This window comes from Microbacterium sp. SA156, from assembly GCF_049065455.1.
Taxonomy (GTDB): Bacteria; Actinomycetota; Actinomycetes; order Actinomycetales; family Microbacteriaceae; genus Microbacterium; species Microbacterium barkeri.
Genome location: NZ_JBAKGU010000028.1, coordinates 1 through 22013 on the forward strand (window position 1 = coordinate 1; position 22013 = coordinate 22013).

Sequence of the window (22013 nt, forward strand, 5' to 3'; positions counted from 1 at the left end):
CGGCGGATGGAAGCAGTCGCTGTTCGGCGACGCGAAGGCGTACGGCGTGCACGGCTTCGACTTCTTCACGCGCGAGAAGGCCGTCACGAGCCGCTGGCTCGACCCCGCGACCCACGGCGGCATCAACCTCGGCTTCCCCCAGAACGACTAGATGATGAGGCGAGCGGAGCGAGCCGCTCCCGGTCGTTGAGCGAGCGCCAGCGAGTCGAAACGCCGCGAGACGACCCCGAGAACGACGAGAAGAGAGATGGACATGACGGACCAGCGCTGGTTCCACCGCCGCGGCGCGCTCGCGCGCGACGGCTGGGAGACCGTCGTCGACGGCTCGATCGAGGGCTGGGAGCACACGGGCCTGCGGGTCGCGCAGCTCGCCGCCGGCGACGAGCTCGCGCTCGAGCCGGGCACCGAGAAGCTCGTGGTGCCGCTCGCGGGTGCGTTCGCGGTGCGCACGGGGGATGCCGCCTACGCGCTCGCGGGCCGGCGCTCCGTGTTCGACGGGCCCACGGACGTGCTCTACCTGTCGACCGCGGAGCAGGGCGTGCTGTCGGGGGAGGGGCGCGTGGCGGTCGCGACATCGCCGACCGAGAGGGTCTTCGCCACGCGCCTCATCCCCGCCGCCGACACGCCGGTCGAGCTGCGCGGCGCGGGGGCCTCGAGCCGTCAGGTCCACAACTTCGGCACGCCCCAGGCGCTCGACGCGGCGCGGTTCATCGTGTGCGAGGTCATCACCCCTGCCGAGAACTGGTCGTCGTACCCCCCGCACAAGCACGACGAGCACGTGCCGGGCCACGAGTCGCGCCTCGAGGAGATCTACTACTTCGAGACGGCTCCCGCCCGGGTCGGAGGCGCGAAGGGCACGCCGGAGGCCTCCTTCGGCATGTTCAGCACCTACTCCTCGCCCGCGGGCGAGATCGACATCAACGCGCAGGTGCGCACGGGCGACGTCGCGCTCGTGCCGTACGGCTACCACGGCCCCGCCGTCGCCGCGCCGGGCTACGACCTCTACTACCTCAACGTGATGGCCGGGCCCGACGCCGAGAGGGTCTGGCTCATCAGCGACGACCCCGGGCACGCCTGGGTGCGCGAGACCTGGGAGGGCCAGGAGCTCGACTCCCGCCTCCCCTACGAGAACAAGGAAGGCTGATCCCATGGGCAGCACCAAGCGGATGACCGTGAGCCAGGCTCTCGTCGAGTTCCTGGCGCACCAGTGGACGGTCGACGGCGACCGCCGCGAGCGCACGATCCCCGGCGTGTTCGGCATCTTCGGCCACGGCAACGTCGCAGGCGTGGGGCAGGCGCTCAAGCAGGTCCACGAGGAGCAGCCGGGCCTCATGCCGTACTACCAGGCACGGAACGAGCAGGCCATGGTGCACCAGGCCGTCGGGTACGCGCGCATGCACCGTCGCCGTGCGACCTTCGCGTCGGCCGCGTCGGTCGGCCCCGGAGCGGCGAACATGCTCACCGGCGCGGCGCTCGCGACCTCCAACCGCCTGCCGGCTCTGCTCCTGCCGAGTGACACGTTCGCGACGCGCGTCGCCGACCCCGTGCTGCAGCAGCTCGAGCACCCGCACGACATCGGCATCCAGGTGACCGACGCCTTCCGCCCCGTGTCGCGCTTCTTCGACCGCGTGCAGCGCCCCGAGCAGCTGTACTCGATCGCGCTCGCCGCGATGCGCGTGCTCACCGACCCCGCCGAGACCGGGGCCGTCACGATCGCGCTCCCCGAGGACGTCCAGGCCGAGGCGATCGACGTGCCGCTCGCGTTCCTCCAGGACCGCGAGTGGCGCGTGCGCCGTCCGCGTCCGGATCGCGACGCGCTCGCGCTCGCCGTGCGGGCCATCCGCGGCGCGCAGCGCCCCTTCATCGTCGCCGGCGGCGGCGTGCTCTATTCCGACGCCGAGGAGCAGCTGCGCGCGCTCGTCGAGGCCACGGGCATCCCCGTGGGCACGTCGCAGGCCGGCGGCGGCGTGCTGAACTGGGACCACCCGCAGTACCTCGGCGGCGTCGGCGCCACGGGCACGCTCGCCGCGAACCGCCTCGCGGCCGAGGCGGACGTCGTCATCGGCATCGGCACCCGCTACAGCGACTTCACGACGGCGTCGCGCACGGCGTTCCAGAACCCCGACGTCGCGTTCGTGAACATCAACGTCGCGTCGTTCGACGCCTACAAGCACGGCACGCAGCTGCCGGTCGTCGCGGACGCGCGCGAGGCCCTCGTCGAGCTCCTCGCCGAGCTCGAGGGGCTCCGTGTGACCGGCGAGTACGCGGAGCGCATCGCGCGCGAGAAGGCCGCGTGGGACGCCACGGTCGACGAGGCGTTCGCCCGCTCGGGACTCGCGCTGCCGGGCCAGCCCGAGATCATCGGGGCCGTGCAGCAGGCGAGCGCCCCCGAGGACGTCGTCGTCCAGGCCGCGGGGTCGCTGCCGGGAGACCTCCACAAGCTGTGGCGCGTGCGCGACCCGCTCGGGTACCACGTCGAGTACGCCTTCTCGTGCATGGGCTACGAGATCGCCGGCGGCATCGGCGTCAAGCGCGGCGCCGTGGCCGACGGCTCGGACCGCGACGTGATCGTCATGGTGGGCGACGGGTCGTACCTCATGCTCAACACCGAGCTGGTGACGGCCGTCGCCGAGGGCATCAAGATCATCGTCGTGCTCATCCAGAACCACGGGTACGCCTCGATCGGCCACCTGTCCGAGACGGTCGGGTCGGAGCGCTTCGGCACGAAGTACCGCGCCTACGACCCGCAGGCCCGCGACTTCCAGGGCGAGGACGTCCTCCCCGTCGACCTCGCGATGAACGCGCGCAGCTACGGCATGGACGTCATCGAGATCGAGCCGACGCCCTCCGCGGTCGACGACCTCCGCGACGCGATCGCGCGCGCCAAGGCGTCCGACCGGTCGACCTTCATCCACATCAACAGCGACCCGCACATCTACGCGCCCGACGGCGCGGGATGGTGGGACGTCCCGGTCGCGCAGGTGTCGACGCTCGCATCGACCCAGGCGGCCAGGGCGGAGTACGAGCAGCAGGTCCAGGCGCAGAAGCCGCTCATCGGCTGAGCGCGGGCATCGACAGGAGACACAGCATGACCGACAGCATCCCCGACGACGCAGACATCGTCGTCCGCTCCGACGCCGGCCTGCGTATCGGCACCGCGCCGGACTCGTGGGGCGTGTGGTTCCCCGACGACCCGAAGCAGGTGCCCTGGCAGCGGTTCCTCGACGAGGTCGTCGAGGCCGGCTACACGTGGATCGAGCTGGGCCCCTACGGCTATCTGCCGACCGACCCGCACCAGCTCGAGGACGAGCTGGGCAGCCGAGGGCTCCGGCTCTCGGGCGGCACGGTCTTCACGGGATTCCACAAGAGCGACGACGAGTGGCAGCGCGCGTGGGACCAGGCCGTGAAGGTCGCCGGTCTCGCGTCGCAGCTCGGCGCCGAGCACATCGTCGTCATCCCCGACCTCTGGCGCAGCGACGCCACGAGCGAGGTGCTCGAGGCGCGCACGCTCTCCGACGAGCAGTGGGCGAAGCTCGCCGCGGGGCACGACCGGCTCGGCGAGGCGCTCCTCGAGGAGTACGGCGTCCGCCAGCAGTTCCACTCGCACGCCGACAGCCACGTCGGCACGACCCGCGAGGTGCTCCGCTTCCTCGACGAGACCGACCCGCGCTACACGAACCTGTGCCTCGATACCGGGCACTTCGCGTACTACGGCGGCGACAACCTCAAGCTCATCGAGGAGCGGCCGGACCGCATCGGGTACCTGCACCTCAAGCAGGTCGACACGTCGCTGCTCTTCGACGTGCTCAAGAACGACGTGCCGTTCGCCGAGGCGGTCAGCCAGGGCATCATGATCGAGCCGCCGCACGGCGTGCCTGACCTCGGCCCGATCATCGAGGCCGTCGCGGCGATCGACCCCGACATCTTCGCGATCGTGGAGCAGGACATGTACGGCTGCGACGTCGACACCCCGTTCCCCATCGCGAGCCGCACCCGCCAGCACATCTTCAGCTGCACGCACTTCGCGCGCCAGCACTGAGTCTCCAGGAGAAGACGACATGAGCCAGGACCTCCGCATCGGCGTCGTGGGCGCAGGCGCCATGGGCGCCGACCACATCGCCCGCATCACGCAGCGCATCAGCGGCGCCCGCGTCGCGGCGATCATCGAGCCCGACGCAGGGCGCGCCGCGTCCGCCGCGGGGAACGCGCCGGGGGCGCAGACCTTCACCCGCATCGAGGACGCGATCGCGGCCGACGCCGTCGACGCCGTGCTCATCGCGACGCCGGGTCAGTTCCACCTGCCCGTGCTCGAGCCGGCGCTCGCCGCGGGCCTGCCGATCCTCTGCGAGAAGCCGCTCACGCCCGACTCCGAGACGTCGCGCCAGGTGCTCGAGCTCGAGCAGCGACTCGATCGGCCGCACATCCAGGTCGGCTTCATGCGCCGCTTCGACCCCGAGTACGCCCGGCTGCGCGAGCTCGTCGCCTCGGGCGAGGCAGGGGAGCTGCTCATGGTGCGCGCCGTGCACCGCAACCCGAGCGTGCCCGACAGCTACAGCCAGACGATGCTCATCACCGACTCGGTCGTGCACGAGTTCGACGTCGTGCCGTGGCTCGCCGGCTCGCCGATCGTGAGCGTCGAGGTGAAGTACCCGCGTCGCAACGACCTCTCGCCCGAGCGCCTGCGCGAGCCCATCCTCGTGCTCATCGAGCTCGAGAACGGCGTGCTCGTCGACGTCGAGATGAACGTCAGCGTGCAGTTCGGCTACCAGGTGGCGACCGAGGCCGTCTTCCAGCAGGGGATCGCCCGCATCGGCCAGCCGTCCGGGCTGCAGCTGTGGCAGGCGGGACGCGTCTCGACCGCCGAGCACGTGAGCTTCACGACGCGGTTCGCGACCGCGTACGACAACGAGATCCAGCGCTGGGTCGACGCCGTGCGCGACGGACGCCTCGTCGACGGCCCGAACGCGTGGGACGGCTACCTCGTCGCGCTCGCGTGCGAGGCTGGCGTGCGCGCGCTCGACGGCGGCGTGCAGCCGGTCGACGCACCCGCCCGCCCCGCCTTCTACGCCTGACACCGAAGGAGCACGACGATGGTCCGCATCGCCCTCGACCCGACGCCGTTCCACGACGGGCACGCGCTGCTCGAGTTCCCCGACATCGCCGCACGGCTGGGCTACACGCACCTCCAGCTCACGCCTCACGCCGACTTCTCGCCCTTCTTCCGGTACCCGAAGGCCGACGACGGCCTCGTGGCGAAGCTGAAGAAGGCCGCGAGGGATGCCGGCGTGTCGATCCCGGCCATCCTCCCGGTTCAGCGCATCTCGTGGCCCGACGAGCCGCAGCGCCAGGCGGCCGTGCGGAACTTCCGCCGGATCATCCAGCTCGCCGTCGAGCTCGAGGTGCCCGTCATCAACACCGAGTTCTCGGGCCGCCCCGAGCGTCAGGAGGACTCCGAGGCGGCGTTCTACACCTCGATGGAGGAGCTCGTGCCGATCATCGAGCGCGAGGGCCTCCGCCTCAACGTCGATCCGCACCCCGACGACTTCGTCGAGGACGGCCTCGAGGGATGGCGCGTGCTGCGGGGGCTGAACTCCTCCGCCGTCGGCTTCGTGTACGTCGCCTCGCACACGTTCCACTACGGCGACCGCGCGACGACGCTCCTGCCCGAGATCGGCGACCGCGTCGGCGCCGTGTACACGGCCGACACGTTCGACCACACGCGCTCCCACGGGCTCCGCTACATCACGAACCCGCCGGGCAACGCGGTGCGCGTGCATCAGCACCTGAAGATCGGCGACGGCGACGTGAACTGGGACGAGCTCTTCACGACGCTCCGCGAGATCGGCTACCTCGACCGCGACGACGCGCTCATCGTGTCGAACGTGTTCGCCGAGGACGAGAACCGCGACGAGGTGTCGCGCTACCAGCTCGAGAAGCTGCGCGAGCTGATCGGATCCTGACCCATGACCAAGCTGTCGATGAACGTCACGACGACGTTCTACGGCAATGTCGTGAGCGACATCGCTGTTGCGAAGGCCGCGGGCTACGCCGGTATCGAGCTGCAGAGCCCCAAGCTCTACCGCTACCTCGACGCGGGCTACGCCGTCGAGTCCCTGCCTCCCCTCCTCGAGGGGATCGAGGTGTCGGGCATCGGCGCCGTCCTGGATCTCGAGCGACGCGGCGCCGGCCGCGAGGCGCTCCTCGCCGAGGTCGAGCGGATGGCCGACATCGCCGTCGTCGTCGGCGCCCCCATCCTGCAGATGTGCACCGGCCCCGTCGACTGGGAGGTCGTCAAGGACTTCCGGGCCGGACGACTGTCGGCCGACGACGTGCGCTACCGCGGCACGCTCGGGCTCCCCGAGAGCGATGCGCTCGACGTGGCCGCGACGAACGTGCGCGAGGCGGCCGACATCGCAGCCGACCGCGGCCTCGACCTCTACCTCGAGCCGCTCGCCTGGTCGAACCTCAACCGGCACCGGCACTCCCTCGAGATCATCGAGCGTGCCGGCCGCGACAACGTCGGCATCGCGCTCGACACGTGGCACTACTGGACGACGGGCGACACCCTCGAGGAGGTCGCCGCGACGCCGAAGGAGCTCATCAAGGCCGCGCACATCTCCGACGGCCTCGACCTCGACCGGGAGCACGACGTGCCGGATCAGAGCGTGCACCGCAACGTCGTCATCGGCGGCGGCGCCATCCCGCTGCAGGAATGGGTCGACGCGATCAAGTCGACGGGGTACGACGGCTGGTGGGTGTCGGAGATGTTCTCCGACAAGGCGAACGAGCACGACTTCCTCGAGGTGGCCACGACCATCCGCGGGCTCCTCCACATCCTCGTTTCCTGAGAAGGCAGACCATGCAGCGCTTCGCCCTGATCGGAGCCGGCTTCATCGGCTCCGTCCACGCCCAGAGCCTCGCGGCCCATCCCGCCGTCGACTTCCGCCTCGTCTACGACGTCGACAGCGCCCGCGCGGAAGCGCTCGCCACGGCGCACGGCGCCCGCGCGGCGCGCTCGCTCGCCGAGGCCTTCGATCCCGAGCTCGTCGACGCCGTCTTCATCGCCTCGTCGACCGACACGCATGCCGAGAACCTGCGACGCGCCGCCGACGCCGGTCTCGCCGTGCTCGTCGAGAAGCCCATCGACCTCGACCTCGCGCACGCCGCCGAGACCGTCGCGCACGTCGAGCGGGCGGGCGTCCCCGCCATGGTCGACTTCAACCGCCGGTTCGACCGCGACCACGCCGAGCTCAAGCGGCTCGTCGACGAGGGCGCCGTGGGCGAGGTCGCGCTCGTGCAGCTCACCTCGCGCGGGCCGGCGCTGCCGCCGCTCGACTACCTGCGGGTGTCCGGCGGCCAGATGCGGGACCAGACGGTGCACTTCTTCGACCTCGCGCGGTGGATCACGGGCCTCGAGCCCGTCGAGGTGCACGTCGCGGGGTCGGCGCTCGCCGACCCGCGCGTGGCCGAGATCGGCGACGTCGACACCTCGGCGGCGACGCTGAAGCTCGCCGGAGGCGCGCTCGTCCAGATCGACAGCGTGCGGCACACGGGCTACGGCTACGACGAGCGCATCGAGGTGCTGGGCTCGACGGGGATGGCCGAGTCCGGTCGCATGCGCGCCGGCGGGGTCACCCGCTTCCGCGGCACGGAGGCGGTGTCCGACGGCCTCCACGCCGGATGGTTCGAGCGCGTGCAGCCGACCTACGCCGCCGCGCTCGGCGCGTTCGTGTCGGCGCTCGAAACGGGCGCTCCCGTGCCCGTCGGCCTGCGCGACGGGCTCCGCGCGCAGGCGATCGCCGAGGCGGCGACGCGCTCGCTCGCGTCGGGGCGCAGCGAGCCCGTCGACGCCCTCGTCTGACGGCGCGACGAAAGGGGCCCGATCCGCGTCGCCTGCGGATCGGGCCCCTTCTTCGTGCACCGCGTCAGCGTCGGCGACGCCGTGTGTCCTCCTCGACGGTGCGGATGGCCTCGGTGCGGCCGCCGAGCTCCTTGAGCTCGTGGCTGAGCTCGGCGAGCTCGTCGCCGCCGGCCATCTGACGCGTGAGCTCGTCGAGGGTGACCTCGTCGCGCTTGCGGTCGAGGACGGCCTGGCCGAGCTTGAGGATGACGAAGTGGTCGCCCACGAGGTACGCGTGGTGCGGGTTGTGCGTGATGAAGACGACGCCGAGGCCCGCGTCGCGGGCCGCGGCGACGTACTTGAGCACGACGCCGGACTGCTTGACGCCGAGGGCTGCGGTGGGCTCGTCGAGGATGAGCACCTTGGCCCCGAAGTAGACGGCGCGGGCGATCGCGACGCACTGGCGCTGGCCTCCGGAGAGCTCGCTGATGGGCTGGTCGAGGTCCTTCACGACGATCCCCATCTTGCGCAGCTCGGCATCGGCGATCGCCTTCATGTCGCGGATGCTCATGCTCGCGAGCGGGAAGCGCGAGCGGACGAGCTCGGAGCCGAGGAAGAAGTTGCGCCACACCTCCATGAGGCCCACGACGGCGAGGTCCTGGTAGACCGTCGCGATGCCGTCCTCGAGCGCCTGGCGGGGGGAGTCGTAGCGGCGCTCGGCGCCCTCGACGAGGAGGGTGCCCTCGGTGTGCGGGTGGAGTCCGGCCATGATCTTGATGAGCGTGGACTTGCCCGCGCCGTTGTCGCCGAGCACGCACGCGACCTCCCCGGCGTTGACGGTGAGGTTGATGCCTTTGAGCGCTCGAATGGCGCCGTAGCTCTTGCCGACCTCGGTCATCTGGATGAGCGGCGCGCCGCCGCGGGGGCTCTCGGTCATCGTCGTCACCCGACCTTCCGTGCGGTGGAGAGCTTCTTGACATAGAGGTTCACGAGGACGGCGATGACGAGCATCGCCCCGAGGAAGGAGCGGAACCAGTTCGGGTCCCATCCGGCGTACACGATGCCGAGCGAGGTCATCCCGAAGATGAAGGCGCCGATGGCCACGCCGATGGCGTTGCCGAAGCCGCCCGTGAGGAGCGTCCCGCCGACCACCGCGGCGATGATGTAGAGGAACTCGTTGCCGACGCCGTTGCCCGCCTGGAGCGTGTTGAACCGGAACAGCGTGTGCATGCCGACGAACCAGCCGAGGAACGACACCGTCATGAACAGGCCGATCTTGACGGCGGCCGCGGGCACGCCCACGGCGCGGGCGGAGGCGGCGTTCCCGCCGACCGCGTAGATCCAGTTGCCCACGCGCGTGCGCTGGAGGATCCACGCGGCGAGGGCGACGAACGCGATCCAGTAGAGGACGCTGTTCCAGATCGTGATCCCGCCGATCTGGAACGACCCGGCGAAGATCGTCCGGAGGATGTCGTAGCCGTCCATCCGCGAGATGTTCGGGCTCGCCACGGCGCCGGTGACGAGCTTGGTGATGCCGAGGTTCGCACCCTGGAGGATGAAGAACGAGCCGAGCGTGATGAGGAAGCTCGGGATGCCCGTGCGCATCACGAGGTAGCCGTTGACGAAGCCGACGCCGAGGCAGAACACGAGCGAGAGGACGGCCCCGACGATGAGGTTGATGCCGAGGTAGTACGAGAAGAGCGCGTTGAAGAGCCCCGCACTCGTGACGATGACGCCGGCGGAGAGGTCGAACTCCCCGCCGATCATGAGCAGGCCGACGGCGACGGCGACGATGCCGATCGTGGAGGCCTGGTAGAGCACGGTGAAGAGCGCGTCGGCCGAGCGGAACGCGGGCGCGACGGCGAGGAAGAACACGAAGATGAGCGCCGCGGCGACCGCCGCGCCGACCTCCGGACGGGCGAGCAGGCGGTGCGACCAGCCGAGCTTCACCCGGTTCGACGCCTCCGACGGAGCGGAGGAAGCGAAACCCTGTGACATGGGTACTCCTGGTGGTGGGGGAGGGCGGGCCCTGAGGCCCGCCCTCCGCGGTGGTCAGCGGGTGTTGTTCTCGGCGAACGGGAGGATCGTGTCGATGTTCGACTCGTCGACGAACGACGGGCCCGTCAGGACGGGCTTCCCGCCGCCGATGTCGTTGCCGTTCTTCAGGTAGAGGTAGAGCGACGTGACGGCCATGTACCCCTGCACATACGGCTGCTGGTCGATCGAGAACTCGATCTGGCCGTCCTTGATCGCCTGCGCGGCGTCGGCGTTGAGGTCGAACGTGATGAGCTTCGCCTCGCTGCCGGACTGCTCCATCGCCTTCAGCGCGTCCAGCGCGATGGGAGCGCCGAGCGTCACGATGTAGTCGATCGACGGGTCCTGCTGGAGCTTCGCCTGCAGGCTCGCCACCACGGCGGAGTCGTCGGCGCCGTTCACCTGGATGTTCTCCGTGCCCGGCACGGCGCTCTTCACGCCCGCGCAGCGCGCCTCGAGGGCCACCGAGCCGGCGGCCTGGATGACGCACAGCGGATGCGCGCCGCCGGCCTCGGCGATGCGCTCTCCCGCCGTCTGCCCGGCGAGCGTCTCGTCCGAGCCGAAGTACATGAGCGCGCCCACATCCCGGTACTGGTCGATGCCGGAGTTGAAGCCGACGAGCGGGATGCCCGCATCGGCCGCCGCCTGCACTGACGCCGCAAGCGCGTCGGGGGTCGCGAGCGTGGTCGCGATGCCGTCGACGTCCGAGTCGATGGCGGTCTGGATGAGCTGGGCCTGCTTGTCGGCCGCCGGGTCGTTCGAGTACTGCAGCGTCGCTCCGACGTCCTTCGCGGCCTGCTCGGCGCCGGCGCGGATCTTGTCCCAGAACGTGTCTCCCGGGGTCTCGTGCGTGACCATCGAGATGACGTAGCCGGAGTCGCCGCCGCCTCCTCCGGACCCGTCATCGGCCGTGTTCTGCTGCGGCGCGCCGCCGCCGCTGCAGGCGGTCAGTGCGAGGACGGTCGCGAGGGCTCCCGCCCCCAGGAGCTTCCGAGGAGTGATCGTCGCCATGAGTGGTCCTTTCGGGAGGGCCGACCCCGTGCGCGCCCAGGGCGGCGCGCGGATGCCCGCGGACGGTCCGCGGGCGGGCAGAGGATGCCGTGCGCGGGCGGGCCGCTCTGCCCATCCGCGGTGCGTGGCCGGCGTCCTCGTCGGCACTGCGATCACTGTGACCCGTGATCGCGCGCTTGTCAACAGATTGTCAAGACATAGTGTCATTTTCGTTATGGAAGGCAGTGACGCCGCTTGTCCGTTTGACAGGACAAAGTGACGCGCTATTATGTAAGGACAAAGGCGTCGCTCGCCGGACGAAGGAGTCACCATGGCACATGCACACGCGGAGGGCTCGAGTACGACCCTTCCCCCGCTCGTCGGAGGACCGCACCGGAAGCGGCTCGGCCTGGTCGCGCTCATCGCGACCTTCGGCGGGCTGCTCTTCGGCTACGACACCGGCGTGATCAACGGCGCACTGCGCCCCATGGCCGAGGAGCTCGGCCTGAACGCGTTCACCGAGGGCGTCGCGACCAGCTCGCTCATCTTCGCCGCCGCGATCGGCGCGATGTTCTGCGGGCGGCTCTCGGATGGCTGGGGGCGTCGCAAGACGATCATCCTGCTCGCGGTGCTCTTCTTCGCGGGCACGCTGTTCGTCGTCTTCACGCCCAACCTGCCCGTGCTCGTCATCGGCCGCATCATCCTCGGGCTCGCCGTGGGCGGCGCCTCGACGGTCGTGCCGGTCTTCCTCGCCGAGCTCGCCCCGTACGAGATCCGCGGATCGCTCGCGGGCCGCAACGAGCTCATGATCGTGACCGGGCAGCTGGCCGCCTTCGTGGTCAACGCGATCATCGGCAACACCCTCGGGCACCTCGACGGCGTGTGGCGCATCATGTTCGCGATCTGCGCCCTGCCGGCGATCGTGCTGTTCTTCGGCATGCTGCGGATGCCAGAGTCGCCCCGCTGGCTCATCGAGAAGGGCGACCGTGCGGGCGCGCTCGCGGTGCTCAAGAGCGTCCGCTCGGAGGACCGCGCCCTGGCAGAGCTCGCCGAGCTCGAGAAGGTCGCCGACGAGGAGAAGCAGGAGAGCCAGCTCGGATGGCGCGCGATCCTCGGCAACCGCAACCTCACGCGCATCCTCCTCGTGGGCATCGGCCTCGGCGTCGCCCAGCAGCTGACCGGCATCAACTCGATCATGTACTTCGGCCAGACGGTGCTCATCGAGTCGGGCTTCGACGAGAGCGCGGCGCTCATCGCCAATATCGCCCCGGGCGTCATCGCGGTGGTCGGCGGCGTCATCGCCCTCGCCATGATGGACCGGCTCGACCGTCGGAAGACGTTCGCGATCGGCCTCACCCTCACGACGTCGTGCCACCTGCTCATCGGCGTCGCGTCGACCGTGCTCGAGGTCGGCAACCCCCTGCGCCCGTGGGTCATCCTCTTCCTCGTTGTCGCCTTCGTCGGCTCGATGCAGACGTTCCTCAACATCGCGGTGTGGGTGTACCTGTCCGAGATCTTCCCGCTGCACATGCGCGGCGTGGGCATGGGCATCTCGGTCTTCATGCTGTGGGTCGTGAACGGCGTCCTGTCGCTGTACTTCCTCTCACTCGTCGAGGCGGTCGGCATCACCGGCACGTTCTTCCTCTTCGCCGCGGTCGGGGCGCTCGCCCTCCTCTTCGTCCTCACCCAGGTGCCCGAGACGCGAGGCCGCACGCTCGAGGCGCTCGAGGAGGACGTCACGACCGGCGCGATCTACACCGTCTCGAAGTCGGCCGCACGCCGCCGCTGACTCCGCGCGCCCGCAGGCCCGGCCCCCGCGAACGGGGTCGGGCCTGCGGCGTTCGCGGTGTCAGCAGCCGCAGGAGGCGCCGACGACGAGGTGCGGAGGCATGATGCGATGCACGGGCTCGCCGGTGTGGTCGAGCAGTGCCTCGACGGCGGCGGCGGCCATCTCCGTGAGCGGCTGCGCGACGGAGGTGAGCGTCGGCCAGCTGTAGGCGGCGTCGACGGACCCGTCGAACGACACGATCGCGAGATCCTCGGGCACGCGCACCCCCGCCTCGTGCGCGGCCTTGAGCACGCCGCGGCCCATCTGGTCGGAGCTCACGAAGAGCGCGCGCGGCACGCGCCCGCGCTGCAGCAGGCGGCGCATCGCCTCGTACCCGCCGTCGGGCGAGAAGGCGCCGCGCGCGATGGGGCCCGGTTCGAGCCCGAGCTCTTCGAGCGTCTCGCGCCACCCGATCTCGCGGCCGTCCTCCTCGTCGCCCGACGTGCGCCCGATCGCGAGGCCGATCTCCGCGTAGCCATGCCCCGCCAGGTGCTCGACCGCGAGGCGCGCGCCCTGCACGAGGTCGACGCCGATCGAGTTGCGGGCGGGCACGCCAGCGCTGTGGTTGAGGAGGACGACGGGGATGTTCGAGTGCTCGAGTCCGCGCAGGTCGGGCTCGAAGACGTTGCTGCACAGGAAGATGCCGTCGACGAGCCGCGTCGTGAGGTGCTCGAGGTGCCGTCGCTCCGACTCGATGGATCCGTCGGAGCTCGACGTGAGAAGCAGGTAGCCGCGCCGCGCCGCCGCGAGCTCGACCTCGTGCGCGAGCTGCGCGAAGTACGGATTGATCGACGTGGGCACGACCATCCCGAGCATCTCGGTCGATCCGAGCCGGAGCGCACGCGCCGAGGGGTTGGGCCGGTAGCCGAGCTTCTCGATCGCGTCGCGCACGCGCGCCTCGGTGTCGGGGGACACCTTCTTGGTGCCGTTCACCACGTAGCTGACGACCGCGGGGCTCACTCCCGCGAGCCGGGCGACGTCGTTGCGCGTCGCCCGGCTCGCAGAAGCGGACGTCGAGCGCGGCACGTCAGCCATCCTAACGAGCGAGCACCTGGCCATCCGGGGCGTCGGCCGCGACCGGGGCATCGCCGAAGTCGCGGATGGCGAGGCGCTCCCCGCCGCGGAGCGCGGACTGGTGCGCGACGATGCCGGGCAGCGTGTACCGCGCGGCCTCCCATGCGTTGACCGGCGGCAGCGTGCGGTTCGCGACGGCGACGGCGAAGTCGTCGACGAGGAAGTGGTGGCTGCCCTCGTGCCCGGTCGGCTGGCCGCGCAGCTCGACCGGAAGCCGCTCGGCATCGTGGACGCGCGCGAGCCCCGAGATGAAGGCGTCCCGCAGGGCGGGATCGACGTCGGCGAGCGACGGGTCGTCGGGCGACATGCTGGGCTTCGTCTCGAGGAGCTCCGTGATGTCGGAGAAGCCCTGCTTGTCCTGCCACACGGCCGTCTCGACGAGCTGCTCGAAGCTCGCCTCCGTGCCGAAGTAGCGGAAGCGCGACTCGCGCAGGTGCGACGGGTAGCCGACCCGCCGGAACTCGTTGATGCGCATGCTGCCGCCGCCGGCGAGCTCGAACAGCGCCGTGGCGTTCGAGAAGTCGTTGTCGAACATGCTGACCTCGCGGTCGAAGACGCCGTCCCCTCGGTCGTCGCGCACGCCGATGCAGCTCACGCTGACGGCACGGCCGCCGATCGCGCCGAGCACGCCGCCGACCGAGTGCGTCGGGTAGAGCATGGGCGGGTAGCTCGCGGTGCGCTTCCATTCCGCGCCGCCGCTGAACTGGTACGCGGCGTAGAAGCCGAGGTCCATGTCGTGGACGTAGTCGCCCTCCGCGTAGAAGATGCGGCCGAAGGCGCCCTCCGCCGCGCGCTTGCGGGCGTAGACGGTCGCGGGGTTGTAGTAGCTCGTCTCGCCCATCATGTAGGTGAGCCCGGTCTCGCGCACGGCGTCGATGATCGCGGCGATCTCGTCCTCGCTGATCGCCATCGGCACGGCGGAGTACACGTGCTTGCCCGCGCGCAGCGCCTGCACGACGAGCGGCCCGTGCGTCCAGCGCTGCGTGAAGATCGCGACCGCGTCGAGGTCGCTCGCGAGCATCGCGTCGAAGTCGACGAGCGTGCCGGCGAGGTGCTCGCGCGCGACGAGCGCCTCCGCGCGCTCGGGGATGGTGTCGGTCACCCACACCTCGGAGATGAGCGGGTGCGCCTGGAACAGCTTCGCGAAGTGCCCGGAGAACTGCCCTGCGCCGACGATGCCGAGGGAGAAAGCCTGAGAGGTCATGCGGGTGAGTCTGCCACGAGGGGGTTACTCGTGTCAATGAATGGATAGGGGTGAAACTTTCGGCACGGAATCCGCGCTTGCATCGGCATTGGTGACTCGTGTAACTTCGCCGTCATCACCGCTCATCGCCATCACAACGGAGTATGAAGATGACCACGACGACCATCGTCCTCGGACGCCGACGCGCTCAGCGCGACGGCGGCGTCCGCAGGCGGAGAGGGCGCGGCGACCTGCGGATCGCACTCCTCTTCATCGCGCCGGCGCTCGTCGGCCTGATCGCGTTCTACCTCGTGCCGACCGTGCGGGGCCTGTTCCTCAGCTTCACGCAGTACAGCGTGCTCGACGAGCCGCGGTGGGTCGGCGTCGAGAACTACGCCCGCATCGCGCAGGACCCGCTGTTCTGGAACGCGCTCGGCGTGACGGTCCAGTACGTCCTCATCAACATCGTGCTGCAGACCGCGATCGCCCTCGGCCTCGCGCTGCTCATGCACCGGGTCGCGAAGTCGACGCTCGTGCGCGGACTCCTCCTCATGCCGTACCTCATGGCGAACGTGATCGCGGCTCTCCTGTGGTTCTGGATGCTCGACTACCAGCTCGGCATCGTCAACCAGGTCATCGAGTGGCTCGGCCTGCCGCGGGTCGCGTTCTTCGGCGCGCAGGAGTGGGCCATCCCGACGCAGGCGCTCATCAACACGTGGCGCCACATGGGCTACACGGCCCTCCTGATCTTCGCCGGGCTGCAGGCCATCCCGAACACCGTCTACGAGGCCGCGCACCTCGACGGCGCGAACCCGCTTCAGACCTTCGGGCGCATCACGATGCCGCTCCTGCGCCCCGTTCTCGCGCTCGTCCTCGTGCTCACCGTCACCGGATCGTTCCAGGTGTTCGACACGGTCGCCGTCACGACCCAGGGCGGCCCCGTCAACGCGAGCCGCGTGCTGCAGTTCTACATCTTCCAGAAGGCGTTCACGGAGCTCGAGTTCGGATACGCCTCCGCGCTGGCGATGATCCTCTTCGTCATCCTGGGCATCGTCGCCTTCGTGCAGATGAAGCTCCTCCGCGGCAACGAATCCGACCTGGCGTAAGGGGAGCAGGCCATGACCACCACCACGACCATCGTGACCCGCGGGCGCGGGGCGCGGAAGCCCGTCAGCTGGGGCCTCGTCCTCGGCTGGATCTGCCTCGGCATCGCCATCGCCGTGAGCATCCTGCCGTTCTACTGGGTGCTGCGCACGTCGCTGTCGATGAACAGCGGCCTCGCGGCCAACTCCGCGAGCATCCTCCCCGTCGACGTCAACCTCGGCGCCTTCGCTCGCGTGTTCGGCATGCAGTCCACCGAGGAGGCGCTCGCGCAGGGCGGCTCGGGTGCCGCGATCAACTTCTGGCAGTACCTGCTGAACTCGGTGCTCTTCTCGACGCTCACCACGGCCGGCGCCGTCTTCTTCAGCTCCATGGCCGCCTACGCGTTCTCCCGGCTGCAGTGGAAGCACCGCGACAAGGTCTTCGGCATCTTCCTCGCCACGGTGCTCGTGCCGCCGATCTTCACGGCGCTGCCCAACTTCCTCCTCGTGAAGAACCTCGGGCTGCTCGGGACGATCTTCGGCCTCATCCTGCCGTACGTGTTCATGACGCCGTTCGCGATCTTCTTCATGCGCCAGTTCTTCCTCAACATGTCGCGCGAGGTCGAGGAGGCCGCCATGCTCGACGGCGCCTCGCAGTGGCGCATCTTCATCCAGATCGTGATGCCCAACGCGGCCGCGCCGCTCGCGACCCTCGCCCTGCTGACGTTCATGGGGCAGTGGAACGAGTACTTCTGGCCGCTGCTCGTGTCCGACGAGAGCACCCGCGTGCTCACGGTGGGTCTGGGCACCTTCAAGTCCCAGTCGCCGCAGGGCGCGCCCGACTGGTCCGGCCTCATGGCCGCGACCCTCGTGTCGGCCGTGCCCGTGCTCATCCTGTTCATCGCCTTCGGGAAGCGGATCGTGAACTCGATCGGCTTCAGCGGGGTGAAGTGATCGTGAAAGGACGCAGGAACATGAAGAAGGTCCTTGCCGCCGCTGCGCTCGCCGCGGTCTCGACGTCGGCCCTCGGCGGATGCGCCGCGATCACCGGCGAGGAGGGGGTCATCGACTACTGGCTGTGGGATGCCAACCAGCTCCCGGGCTACCGCCAGTGCGCTGAGGACTTCAACGAGGCGAATCCCGACCTCACGGTCCGCATCACGCAGCTCGGCTGGGACGACTACTGGAGCAAGGTGACCAACGGCATGGTCGCCGAGAACGCGCCGGATGTGTTCACCAACCACCTCTCGAAGTACCCCGACTACCTCCGGTTCGACCAGCTCGTGCCTCTCGACGACGTCGACCTCGACTTCGGCCAGTACGCCGAGGGCCTCGCCGATCTGTGGGTCGGGCAGGACGGGAGCCGATACGGCGTGCCGAAGGACTGGGACACGATCGCCCTCTTCTACAACCGCGAGATGGTCGAGGAGGCGGGCCTCTCCGACGAGGAGATGGCGGAGCTCACCTGGAACCCCGACGACGGCGGCACGCTCGAGAAGGCGATCGCGCGGCTCACGGTCGACCGCAACGGAGTGCGCGGAGACGAGCCCGGCTTCGACAGGGACCACGTCGAGGTGTACGGCCTGGGCCTCACCGCGTCGGGGGCGGGCATGGGCCAGACCGAGTGGAGCTGGCTCACCGGGACGACCGGCTGGACCCACACGAACGAGAACCCGTGGGGCGACCGCTACAACTACGACGACGAGCGCTTCCAGAGCGCGATCGCGTGGTGGTCTGGCCTCATCGACAAGGGGTACATGCCGCGGCTCGAGACGACGGTCGGCGCCTCCATGCCCGACAACTTCGGAGCCGGCCGTGCGGCGATCAACGCCAACGGATCGTGGATGATCGGCCAGTACGCCGGGTACGACGGGATCGACCTCGGCATCGCCCCCACGCCGATCGGGCCGGAGGGCCACCGGGCATCGATGTTCAACGGCCTCGCCGACTCGATCTGGGTCGGCACGGACGACCTCGAGGGATCGCGCAAGTGGGTCGAGTATCTCGGCTCGCCCGCCTGCCAGGACGTCGTCGGCGCGCAGGGGGTCGTGTTCCCGGCCATCCTCTCGTCGACGGAGAAGGCGGTCGCGGCGTTCGAGGAGCGCGGCATCGACGTCTCGGCGTTCACCGACCACGTCTCGGAGGGCACGACCTTCCTGTTCCCCATCACCTCCGGGGCGGCGCAGGTGGAGGGCATCATGAAGCCCGCCATGGACGCGGTGCTGACCGGGCAGGCGGACGTTTCGTCGCTCACGCAGGCGAACGAGCGCGTCAACGCCCTCTTCGAGGGGGCGGACGACACCAGATGACGAAAGCGAATCGAATGAACCCCATCCATCTGCGCGCCGACGGCGTCAGCGTGCTGCTCTCCTTCCGCTCGGGCGAGGCCGAGATCGTCCACTGGGGTGCCGACCTCGGCGCACACGTGCCGGATCTCGAGCTGCTCACCGACCCCGTCCCGCATTCGGCGCTCGACGTGCCCGTGATCGCGGGCGTCGTGCCGCAGCCGTCGTCGGGATGGCTCGGACGGCCGGGCCTGCGCGGGAGCCGCATCGACGAGGACGGGCGACCGGGGCGGGACTTCTCGCCGGCTCTGCGCGTCGTCGCGGCGGAGGCGGATGGCGAGACCGCGCGGATCGTACAGCGAGATGCGAGCGCGGGGCTGGAGGTCGCGACGCGGCTCCGCCTGCACCCGTCCGGGCTGCTCGAGGCGGCGTCCTCGGTGACGAACACGGGCGCGACCCCCTACCAGGTCGACGAGCTCGCCATCCAGCTCCCGGTGCCCGCCGATGCGGGCGAGCTGCTCGACCTCACCGGGCGCTGGTGCCGGGAGAACCACCCGCAGCGGCAGGCCATCCGCCGTGGCACGTGGGTCCGCACGGGGCGGCACGGCCGCACCGGGCACGACTCCTCGCTGCTCGTCGCGGCGGGCACGCCGGGCTTCGGCAACCGCTCGGGCGCCGTGTGGGCAGCGCACTTCGCCTGGTCGGGCGACCACGAGCAGTTCCTCGACGCGCTCGCCGACGGGCGCCAGATGATCGGCGCCGCGGAGCTGCTCGGATCGGGCGAGGTCGTGCTCGCGCCGGGAGAGGCCTACGAGACGCCCGCGCTGTACGCCGCATGGTCGGATCGCGGCCTCGACGGCGTGACGGAGCGGTTCCACCGGTGGTTCCGTGCGCGTCCGCAGCACGTCGAGGTCGACGGCGGTCGCCCCCGGCCGGTCGTGCTCAACACCTGGGAGGCGGTCTACTTCGACCACCGCATCGAGCCGCTCGTCGAGCTCGCCGCGGCGGCCGCCGAGCTCGGCGTCGAGCGCTTCGTGCTCGACGACGGATGGTTCCGCGGGCGCCGCGACGACCGTGCGGGGCTCGGCGACTGGCACGTCGACGAGGGGCTGTGGCCGGATGGCCTCACGCCGCTCATCGAGGCCGTCACGTCGCGGGGCATGGAGTTCGGGCTGTGGGTCGAGCCCGAGATGGTGAACCTCGACTCCGACGTCGCGCGGGAGCACCCCGACTGGATCGCCGGACCCGACGCGCGCTCGCACGACGAGGGCGGGCGCCTGCCCGTCGAATGGCGGCATCAGCAGGTCATCGATCTCGTGAACCCCGACGCGTGGCAGTACGTCTACGACCGCATCGACGCCCTCCTCCGCGAGAACGACATCGCGTACCTCAAGTGGGATCAGAATCGCGACCTGCGCGAGCACGGGCACGATGGGCGCCCGTCCGTGCACGCGCAGACCCTCGCGGTCTACCGCCTGTTCGCGGCGCTCAAGGAGGCCCACCCCCGTGTCGAGATCGAGTCGTGCTCGTCGGGCGGCGCGCGCATCGATCTGGGCGTCCTCGCGCACACCGACCGCGTCTGGGCGTCGGACTGCAACGACGCGCTCGAGCGCCAGACGATCCAGCGGTGGACCCAGGCGGTGCTCCCGCCCGAGCTCGTCGGCGCCCACGTCGGACCCACCCACTCCCACACGACAGGCCGCGTCCACGACATCGGGTTCCGCGTGCTCACGGCCCTCTTCGGGCACTTCGGGATCGAGTGGGACATCCGCGCGGCCTCCGAGCACGAGCGAGCGGTCCTGCGGAAGGGCATCGAGCTGTACAAGCGCTTCCGCGGCCTGATCCACTCGGGGGTCCGCGTCAACGCCGACCTCGTCGAGCCGGCGCTCGCGCTCCACGGCGTCGTCGCGCAGGACCGGGGGGAGGCGCTCTTCACGGCGGTCATGCACCGGACCCCCGTCGCCGAGATGCCCGGCCGGGTGCGACTTCCGGGGCTCGACCCCGACCGGGTCTACCGCGTCGTGCCGCTCCTGCCCACGGCGGAGGACTTCCCGCGCACGACCGAGGGCGACAGCGCGAGCCCCTTCGTGCAGCACCGGGGCCCGGGATGGTTCGACGAGGGGCTCACGGCGACGGGGCGCTTCCTCGACGCCGTGGGCGTGACGCTGCCGATCCTGCGCCCCGAGCAGGCGCTGCTCCTGCACGCCGCCGCGGAGTGAGGAGGGCGGACGAGGGGTTGTTCGCGCGAAGAGGCGTATGAGAGAATGTCAGGACAAAGTCCTCGACCTCTCTCAGGAGTACTCATGCCCCTCGTCCGCATCGACCACAGCGACGCCCGCACGAATCCCGCCGAGATCGCCGGCGCCGTCCACGACGCCATCGTCTCCGTCTACGGGATCCCCGAGCGCGACCGGTTCCAGGTGATCACCTCGCGCCCCGCGTCGACGATCGTCGCGGAGGATGCCGGTCTCGGCTTCGAGCGGACCGACCCCGTCGTCATCCAGATCTTCACGCAGCGGGGTCGCTCCGTCGATCAGAAGCAGCGCCTGTACGCCGCGATCGCCGCAGCGCTCGAGCCGGTCGGCGTCGCGCCGTCCGACGTCTTCATCGGGTACGTCGAGAACGGGCCGGAGGACTGGAGCTTCGGCTTCGGTCGCGCCCAGTACCTCACGGGAGAGCTCGCCGTCCCGCAGGCGTGACCCCGCGCCCGCCGCCCGGTCCTCGCGGCTAATCTGGTACGAGGAGGTGCGGTGGGACGGAACGCCGATGCGATCGCCGAGGGTCTCGCGATCGCGCATGCCGCCGCGCGGCTCGCGGTGAAGAACAGGATCCTCGTGAGCACGATCTCGCTCGACGAGGCGTTCGACGCGTCCCATTTCCTGCCGGTCGCCCGCGAGACGATCGCGGCGCTCGCCGACGAGTCCGAGCAGGCGGCGCAGGAGATCTCTAAGGCGCGGAAGGCCGCGTGGGGGCGGCACTCGCAGTCGCGCGGCACGCATGACTACCGCGACCGCGACGTGCGCAACCTCCGCCGCCGCGCCAAGCAGTACGTCGGTGTGGCGAAGGCTCTCCGCACGGAGCTCGAGGACGAGGCGCAGCTGCTCGCGCTCGTCGAGCAGTCCCGCGAGGCGGCATGGGGCGACATCGCGTCGACGCTCGACAACCGTCTGCGCGTCGAGGCGATGCGCCCCGACGAGGACCCGGACTACGCCTCGATGCGCGAGGCGCGCATGCAGGCGCTGCGCCTCGTCGACCTGCAGAAGCTCGCTGTCGAGACCAAGGAGCGCCGGTCGGAGGGCGCCTCCGCGGCGGTCGACTGACGCGACGCGCCCGGGCGGCGCGCCCCGATTTGTCCGGTGCGGCGAACGCGTTGTATGCTCATACGGTTGCTTCGGCAGCGGTGAATGCGCCCCTAGCTCAATGGATAGAGCATCTGACTACGGATCAGAAGGTTGGGGGTTCGAGTCCCTCGGGGCGCACCACACGAGAACGGCCCCCGCTTCGGCGGGGGCCGTTCTGCGTTCGGGTGGGACGACCGCGCGTCAAGGGGGTTATCGGCCAGAAAGAGTGGATGGGTCGGGTGTGTCATCCTCGTCCTGCCCACCCGGCGCGGGCCCAGAGGCCTTCGGTGGCGTCGAGGCCTTGCCCGTAGAGGGTGGGGGTGATCTGGTCGTCGTGGCGGGGTTCGGGTCGGGTT

General features: G+C 70.3%; 19 protein-coding genes and 1 tRNA gene. 15 read left to right on the forward strand and 5 right to left on the reverse strand.

Going from position 1 to position 22013, the window contains the following annotated elements; all coding sequences use genetic code 11:
* Positions 1 to 253: 253 nt before the first annotated feature.
* The 7 genes from iolB to ACOWU6_RS16605 are packed head-to-tail and all read left to right on the forward strand — an operon-like array spanning position 254 to position 7861.
* Entirely contained in the window at positions 254 to 1144 is an 891-nt protein-coding gene (gene iolB, locus ACOWU6_RS16575) for a 5-deoxy-glucuronate isomerase (protein WP_421076376.1), read from the forward strand.
* 4 nt (positions 1145 to 1148) lie between these two features.
* Positions 1149 to 3062 (forward strand): 3D-(3,5/4)-trihydroxycyclohexane-1,2-dione acylhydrolase (decyclizing), encoded by a 1914-nt coding sequence (gene iolD / locus ACOWU6_RS16580; RefSeq protein WP_282979059.1) that lies wholly within the window; start codon positions 1149 to 1151, stop codon positions 3060 to 3062.
* Positions 3063 to 3088: 26 nt separating this feature from the next.
* Positions 3089 to 4039: a sugar phosphate isomerase/epimerase family protein gene (locus tag ACOWU6_RS16585; protein WP_421076377.1), complete on the forward strand. Its 951-nt coding sequence runs from the start codon at positions 3089 to 3091 to the stop codon at positions 4037 to 4039.
* A gap of 19 nt (positions 4040 to 4058) precedes the next feature.
* A complete protein-coding gene (locus ACOWU6_RS16590) occupies positions 4059 to 5072 on the forward strand; it encodes a Gfo/Idh/MocA family oxidoreductase (RefSeq protein ID WP_324012572.1) in 1014 nt (337 codons plus the stop codon).
* Positions 5073 to 5090: 18 nt separating this feature from the next.
* The gene (locus ACOWU6_RS16595) at positions 5091 to 5960 is read left to right on the forward strand and encodes a sugar phosphate isomerase/epimerase family protein (RefSeq protein WP_421076378.1); all 870 of its coding nucleotides are present in this window, start codon (positions 5091 to 5093) and stop codon (positions 5958 to 5960) included.
* Between the two features lie 3 nt (positions 5961 to 5963).
* Positions 5964 to 6848, forward strand: coding sequence for a sugar phosphate isomerase/epimerase family protein (locus tag ACOWU6_RS16600; RefSeq protein WP_282979054.1), 885 nt, complete (start codon positions 5964 to 5966; stop codon positions 6846 to 6848).
* Positions 6849 to 6859: 11 nt separating this feature from the next.
* On the forward strand, positions 6860 to 7861 hold the full coding sequence (locus ACOWU6_RS16605; protein ID WP_271173196.1) for a Gfo/Idh/MocA family protein: 1002 nt from the start codon (positions 6860 to 6862) through the stop codon (positions 7859 to 7861).
* Between the two features lie 64 nt (positions 7862 to 7925).
* Here ACOWU6_RS16605 and ACOWU6_RS16610 read toward each other — a convergent pair whose 3' ends face one another.
* From ACOWU6_RS16610 to ACOWU6_RS16620, 3 genes are read right to left on the reverse strand one after another with little or no spacing between them, the layout of a single operon-like run.
* Complete coding sequence (locus ACOWU6_RS16610; protein ID WP_324012566.1) at positions 7926 to 8777, reverse strand: ATP-binding cassette domain-containing protein; 852 nt, start codon at positions 8775 to 8777, stop codon at positions 7926 to 7928.
* 5 nt (positions 8778 to 8782) lie between these two features.
* Complete coding sequence (locus ACOWU6_RS16615; RefSeq protein WP_421076379.1) at positions 8783 to 9838, reverse strand: ABC transporter permease; 1056 nt, start codon at positions 9836 to 9838, stop codon at positions 8783 to 8785.
* 54 nt (positions 9839 to 9892) lie between these two features.
* Positions 9893 to 10885 (reverse strand): substrate-binding domain-containing protein, encoded by a 993-nt coding sequence (locus ACOWU6_RS16620; RefSeq protein ID WP_421076380.1) that lies wholly within the window; start codon positions 10883 to 10885, stop codon positions 9893 to 9895.
* Positions 10886 to 11195: 310 nt separating this feature from the next.
* On the opposite strand from ACOWU6_RS16620, the gene ACOWU6_RS16625 reads away from it, so the two are divergent.
* Complete coding sequence (locus tag ACOWU6_RS16625; RefSeq protein WP_421076381.1) at positions 11196 to 12653, forward strand: sugar porter family MFS transporter; 1458 nt, start codon at positions 11196 to 11198, stop codon at positions 12651 to 12653.
* Positions 12654 to 12713: 60 nt separating this feature from the next.
* On the opposite strand, the gene ACOWU6_RS16630 is transcribed toward ACOWU6_RS16625, so the two are convergent.
* Positions 12714 to 13727, reverse strand: a complete 1014-nt coding sequence (locus ACOWU6_RS16630) for a LacI family DNA-binding transcriptional regulator (protein ID WP_421076382.1) — start codon at positions 13725 to 13727, stop codon at positions 12714 to 12716.
* 1 nt (position 13728) lies between these two features.
* A complete protein-coding gene (locus tag ACOWU6_RS16635; protein ID WP_282979047.1) occupies positions 13729 to 14970 on the reverse strand; it encodes a Gfo/Idh/MocA family protein in 1242 nt (413 codons plus the stop codon).
* A 149-nt stretch (positions 14971 to 15119) separates the two neighbouring features.
* Here ACOWU6_RS16635 and ACOWU6_RS16640 point away from each other — a divergent pair, with 149 nt between their 5' ends.
* From ACOWU6_RS16640 to ACOWU6_RS16670, 7 genes are all read left to right on the forward strand, one after another.
* Positions 15120 to 16055: a carbohydrate ABC transporter permease gene (locus ACOWU6_RS16640; protein WP_282979046.1), complete on the forward strand. Its 936-nt coding sequence runs from the start codon at positions 15120 to 15122 to the stop codon at positions 16053 to 16055.
* A gap of 12 nt (positions 16056 to 16067) precedes the next feature.
* A complete protein-coding gene (locus tag ACOWU6_RS16645) occupies positions 16068 to 16985 on the forward strand; it encodes a carbohydrate ABC transporter permease (RefSeq protein WP_324012557.1) in 918 nt (305 codons plus the stop codon).
* 20 nt (positions 16986 to 17005) lie between these two features.
* A complete protein-coding gene (locus ACOWU6_RS16650) occupies positions 17006 to 18340 on the forward strand; it encodes an ABC transporter substrate-binding protein (RefSeq protein ID WP_421076383.1) in 1335 nt (444 codons plus the stop codon).
* 14 nt (positions 18341 to 18354) lie between these two features.
* Positions 18355 to 20535: an alpha-galactosidase gene (locus ACOWU6_RS16655; RefSeq protein WP_421076384.1), complete on the forward strand. Its 2181-nt coding sequence runs from the start codon at positions 18355 to 18357 to the stop codon at positions 20533 to 20535.
* 84 nt (positions 20536 to 20619) lie between these two features.
* On the forward strand, positions 20620 to 21015 hold the full coding sequence (locus ACOWU6_RS16660) for a tautomerase family protein (protein ID WP_324012553.1): 396 nt from the start codon (positions 20620 to 20622) through the stop codon (positions 21013 to 21015).
* A 51-nt stretch (positions 21016 to 21066) separates the two neighbouring features.
* Positions 21067 to 21636, forward strand: a complete 570-nt coding sequence (locus ACOWU6_RS16665; RefSeq protein WP_271173185.1) for an asparagine synthase — start codon at positions 21067 to 21069, stop codon at positions 21634 to 21636.
* A gap of 86 nt (positions 21637 to 21722) precedes the next feature.
* Positions 21723 to 21798 (forward strand) — tRNA-Arg (locus tag ACOWU6_RS16670).
* The last annotated feature ends 215 nt before the right edge of the window (positions 21799 to 22013 follow it).

Bases quoted from the DNA above. Each gene is read 5' to 3' on its own strand.
- iolB (WP_421076376.1), top strand. From the start codon at position 254: ATGACGGACCAGCGCTGGTTCCACCGCCGCGGCGCGCTCGCGCGCGAC.
- iolD (WP_282979059.1), top strand. From the start codon at position 1,149: ATGGGCAGCACCAAGCGGATGACCGTGAGCCAGGCTCTCGTCGAGTTC.
- ACOWU6_RS16585 (WP_421076377.1), top strand. From the start codon at position 3,089: ATGACCGACAGCATCCCCGACGACGCAGACATCGTCGTCCGCTCCGAC.
- ACOWU6_RS16590 (WP_324012572.1), top strand. From the start codon at position 4,059: ATGAGCCAGGACCTCCGCATCGGCGTCGTGGGCGCAGGCGCCATGGGC.
- ACOWU6_RS16595 (WP_421076378.1), top strand. From the start codon at position 5,091: ATGGTCCGCATCGCCCTCGACCCGACGCCGTTCCACGACGGGCACGCG.
- ACOWU6_RS16600 (WP_282979054.1), top strand. From the start codon at position 5,964: ATGACCAAGCTGTCGATGAACGTCACGACGACGTTCTACGGCAATGTC.
- ACOWU6_RS16605 (WP_271173196.1), top strand. From the start codon at position 6,860: ATGCAGCGCTTCGCCCTGATCGGAGCCGGCTTCATCGGCTCCGTCCAC.
- ACOWU6_RS16610 (WP_324012566.1), bottom strand. From the start codon at position 8,777: ATGACCGAGAGCCCCCGCGGCGGCGCGCCGCTCATCCAGATGACCGAG.
- ACOWU6_RS16615 (WP_421076379.1), bottom strand. From the start codon at position 9,838: ATGTCACAGGGTTTCGCTTCCTCCGCTCCGTCGGAGGCGTCGAACCGG.
- ACOWU6_RS16620 (WP_421076380.1), bottom strand. From the start codon at position 10,885: ATGGCGACGATCACTCCTCGGAAGCTCCTGGGGGCGGGAGCCCTCGCG.
- ACOWU6_RS16625 (WP_421076381.1), top strand. From the start codon at position 11,196: ATGGCACATGCACACGCGGAGGGCTCGAGTACGACCCTTCCCCCGCTC.
- ACOWU6_RS16630 (WP_421076382.1), bottom strand. From the start codon at position 13,727: ATGGCTGACGTGCCGCGCTCGACGTCCGCTTCTGCGAGCCGGGCGACG.
- ACOWU6_RS16635 (WP_282979047.1), bottom strand. From the start codon at position 14,970: ATGACCTCTCAGGCTTTCTCCCTCGGCATCGTCGGCGCAGGGCAGTTC.
- ACOWU6_RS16640 (WP_282979046.1), top strand. From the start codon at position 15,120: ATGACCACGACGACCATCGTCCTCGGACGCCGACGCGCTCAGCGCGAC.
- ACOWU6_RS16645 (WP_324012557.1), top strand. From the start codon at position 16,068: ATGACCACCACCACGACCATCGTGACCCGCGGGCGCGGGGCGCGGAAG.
- ACOWU6_RS16650 (WP_421076383.1), top strand. From the start codon at position 17,006: ATGAAGAAGGTCCTTGCCGCCGCTGCGCTCGCCGCGGTCTCGACGTCG.
- ACOWU6_RS16655 (WP_421076384.1), top strand. From the start codon at position 18,355: ATGAACCCCATCCATCTGCGCGCCGACGGCGTCAGCGTGCTGCTCTCC.
- ACOWU6_RS16660 (WP_324012553.1), top strand. From the start codon at position 20,620: ATGCCCCTCGTCCGCATCGACCACAGCGACGCCCGCACGAATCCCGCC.